General features: G+C 71.7%; 3 protein-coding genes. All 3 read left to right on the top strand.

Annotation, left to right across the window (positions count from 1 at the left end; genetic code table 11):
- Positions 1 to 1,693: molybdopterin cofactor-binding domain-containing protein (locus AB0O00_RS33190; protein WP_363658156.1), on the top strand; the 1,693-nt coding region annotated here is incomplete at its 5' end.
- 1 nt (position 1,694) lies between these two features.
- Positions 1,695 to 2,504 (top strand): xanthine dehydrogenase accessory protein XdhC, encoded by an 810-nt coding sequence (xdhC, locus tag AB0O00_RS33185; protein ID WP_363658154.1) that lies wholly within the window; start codon positions 1,695 to 1,697, stop codon positions 2,502 to 2,504.
- Between the two features lie 217 nt (positions 2,505 to 2,721).
- Positions 2,722 to 3,327, top strand: a complete 606-nt coding sequence (locus AB0O00_RS33180; RefSeq protein ID WP_363658153.1) for a DUF1326 domain-containing protein — start codon at positions 2,722 to 2,724, stop codon at positions 3,325 to 3,327.
- The last annotated feature ends 65 nt before the right edge of the window (positions 3,328 to 3,392 follow it).

The raw sequence follows: 3,392 nt of genomic DNA, 5'->3' as shown, positions 1-3,392 counted from the left end.
GATGCAGCCGCACGGCTTCGCGGCCGTCGCCGCGCTGGGCGCCAAGCTGACCGGCCGGCCGGTCCGGGTGCGGCTCAACCGGACCCAGGACCTCACCATGTCCGGCAAGCGGCACGGCTTCCACGCCGAGTGGCGGATCGGCTTCGACGCCGACGGCCGCATCCGCGCCCTGGACGCCACCCTGACCGCCGACGGCGGCTGGAGCCTGGACCTGTCCGAGCCCGTGGTGGCCCGCGCGCTGTGCCACATCGACAACACCTACTGGATTCCCAACGCACGCATCACCGGCCGGATCGCCAGGACCAACAAGGTCTCCAACACCGCCTTCCGCGGCTTCGGCGGACCGCAGGGCATGCTGGTGATCGAGGACATCATGGGCCGCTGCGCGCCGCTCCTCGGCCTGGATCCGATGGAGCTGCGGGAGCGCAACTTCTACCGGAAGGGCCAGTCGACGCCGTACGGGCAGGAGGTCGTCCGGCCCGAACGGATCTCCGCCGTCTGGCGGCAGGTCCAGGACGACGCCGGCGTCGCCGAGCGCGAGCGCAAGATCGCCGCCTTCAACGACGCGCACCCGCACACCAAGCGGGCACTCGCCGTCACCGGCCTCAAGTTCGGGATCTCGTTCAACCTCACCGCCTTCAACCAGGGCGGGGCACTGGTGCTGATCTACAAGGACGGGTCGGTCCTGATCAACCACGGCGGCACCGAGATGGGGCAAGGCCTGCACACCAAGATGCTGCAGGTGGCCGCGACCGCGCTGGGCATCCCGCTCCACAAGGTGCGGCTGGCCCCGACGCGGACCGACAAGGTGCCCAACACCTCGGCCACCGCCGCCAGCGCCGGGGCGGACCTCAACGGAGCGGCGGTGAAGAACGCCTGCGAGCAGCTGCGCGGGCGGCTGCTGCAGGTGGCCGCCACCCAACTGGGCACGAACGCCTCGGACGTGCGCATCGTCGAGGGCGTCGCGCGCGGCCTGGGCAGCGACGCGGAGCTGGCCTGGGACGACCTGGTGCGCACCACGTACTTCCAGCGGGTCCAGCTGTCGGCGGCCGGCTTCTACCGGACCGAGGGGCTGCACTGGGACGCGAAGGCGTTCAAGGGCTCACCGTTCAAGTACTTCGCCCACGGCGCCGCCGCGGCCGAGGTGGAGGTGGACGGCTTCACCGGCGCGTACCGCATCCGACGGGTGGACATCGTGCACGACGTCGGCGACAGTCTGTCCCCGATGATCGACATCGGCCAGGTCGAGGGCGGATTCGTGCAGGGCGCGGGCTGGCTGACGCTGGAGGACCTGCGCTGGGACGCCGGTGACGGGCCGAACCGCGGCCGGCTGCTGACCCAGGCCGCGAGCACCTACAAGCTGCCGAGCTTCTCGGAGATGCCCGAGGAGTTCAACGTCAGGCTCCTGGAGCAGGCCGGCGAAGAGGGCGCGGTGTACGGGTCCAAGGCGGTGGGCGAGCCTCCGCTGATGCTGGCGTTCTCGGTGCGGGAGGCGTTGCGGCAGGCCGCGGCCGCGTTCGGACCGAGCGGGGTCAGTGTCGAGCTGGCCTCGCCCGCGACGCCGGAGGCGGTGTACTGGGCGATCCAGGCGGCCCGCCAGGGCGGCACCTCCGGGAGCAGCGCCTCTCAGGGCGACGCCTCCCGGGGCGACCGCGACACCCGGACCGACGCAAGTGCGTTGAGCAGTGCCTGACATGACGTGGGTCGCCGCGGTCGCGCGGTTGCGGGCGCACCGGGAGTCCGGCGTGCTGGTGACCGTCGCGACCGTGCGCGGCCACGCCCCGCGCGAGGCCGGCGCGAAGCTCGTCGTGGGGCGGATCAAGACGTGGGGCTCGATCGGCGGCGGCAACGTCGAGGCCGTCGCGATCGACCGGGCCCGGGAGATGATCGCCGCGTCCACGTCGGAGCCGGAACTCATCGAATTCGCCCTCAACGACAAGGTGACCAACCAGCACGGCGTGCAGTGCTGCGGCGGCACGGTCTCGGTCCTGCTCGAACCGCTGCCGGTGGTGCGGGCGGTGGCGATCTTCGGCGTCGGGCACGTCGGGCTCGAACTGGCGCGCATCCTGGCACGCCAGGACCTCGACCTCCACCTGATCGACACCCGTGCCGCCGTCCTCACCGACGAGCGGCTCGGCGTCCTGGAGGACGCGGTGGCACAGGTGCACGTGCACCACACACCGCTGCTGCCCGAGGAGGTGCTGGAGGAACTCCCGGGCGGCACCCACGTCCTGATCATGACCCACGACCACGCCGAGGACGCCGCCCTGTGCGACGCCGCCCTGCGCACGACCCACCTCGGCTCCATCGGACTGATCGGGTCGGCAGCCAAGTGGACGCGGTTCCGCAAACGCCTCGCCACCGAAGGCGGCCACGACGCGACCACCATCGACCGGATCAAGACCCCGATCGGGCTGGCCGACATCACCGGCAAGTCCCCCGCGACCATCGCCGTGAGCGTCGCCGCCGACCTGCTCCGCACCTTCGAGACCGAGACGAGCTGACTCTCCGCCCCCGGATCCAGCCGCCACTCGACGGCCGCCGTCACCGCCAGCCACGGCTACTCGACGTCCTGTCACGGCCGCCGTCGACCCGACCCTCCTCGCGTTGCCCGGCGGCCCTCGGGGGCGGAAAATTGATCACCAGAGGTGTGTCCCGGCCCCGGCCCCGGCCCCGGCCCCGGCCTCGGCCCCGGCTTCAGCCTCGGGAAGGGAGCTTCCGATGGCCTGGCATATCGAAGGAACGTATTTCGAGAACTGCAATTGCGACATGGTGTGCCCCTGCTCCACCTCCGGCCTCACGGCCCCGGCGGACTACGACCGTTGCCGGGTGGTCCTGGCCTTCCACGTCGGTTCCGGCCGGGTCGACGACGTCGACGTGAGCGGCCTGACGGTCGCCGTGGTGGCCGACGCCCCGAAGCTCATGAGCGAGGGCGACTGGCGGATGGGCGTGATCATGGACGAGGCAGCCTCGCCGGAGCAGGCCGAAGCACTCGGGGCGGTCTTCTCCGGTCAGCGCGGCGGCCCGATGGAGGCTCTCGGACCGCTCGTCGGCGAGATGCTCGGGCTGGAGGTAGCCCGGATCGACTACTCCGAGGAAGGCCGCAACCACCGCGTGCGGATCGGTGACGCGATCGACATCGAGGTCGAGGACTTCGTCTCTCCGCTCGACGCGACCGGGAAGGGCGTGCGGGTCAGCGGGGTGGGATTCCCCGCGGACACCCTCGCGGCCGGAGTCGCGACGAGGTCGCGGGTGAGCGCCTTCGGCCTCGAGTTCGGAAACGAAGGGAAGAACGCCTTCTCGGCGCCGTTCTCCTGGGCGGCCTGAATGTCGCAAGCGCGGCCTGGGCGGGCGGCGAACTCGCCGCCCGGGCGCCGGGCGCCGCGACCTGG

It is taken from the genome of Kitasatospora sp. NPDC093558, assembly GCF_040683475.1.
In the GTDB taxonomy this organism is placed as follows: domain Bacteria; phylum Actinomycetota; class Actinomycetes; order Streptomycetales; family Streptomycetaceae; genus Kitasatospora.
The sequence above is the reverse complement of the archived record's forward strand: the minus strand, read 5'-3'. Positions and strand labels throughout refer to the sequence as shown.

Bases quoted from the DNA above. Each gene is read 5' to 3' on its own strand.
- xdhC (WP_363658154.1), top strand. From the start codon at position 1,695: ATGACGTGGGTCGCCGCGGTCGCGCGGTTGCGGGCGCACCGGGAGTCC.
- AB0O00_RS33180 (WP_363658153.1), top strand. From the start codon at position 2,722: ATGGCCTGGCATATCGAAGGAACGTATTTCGAGAACTGCAATTGCGAC.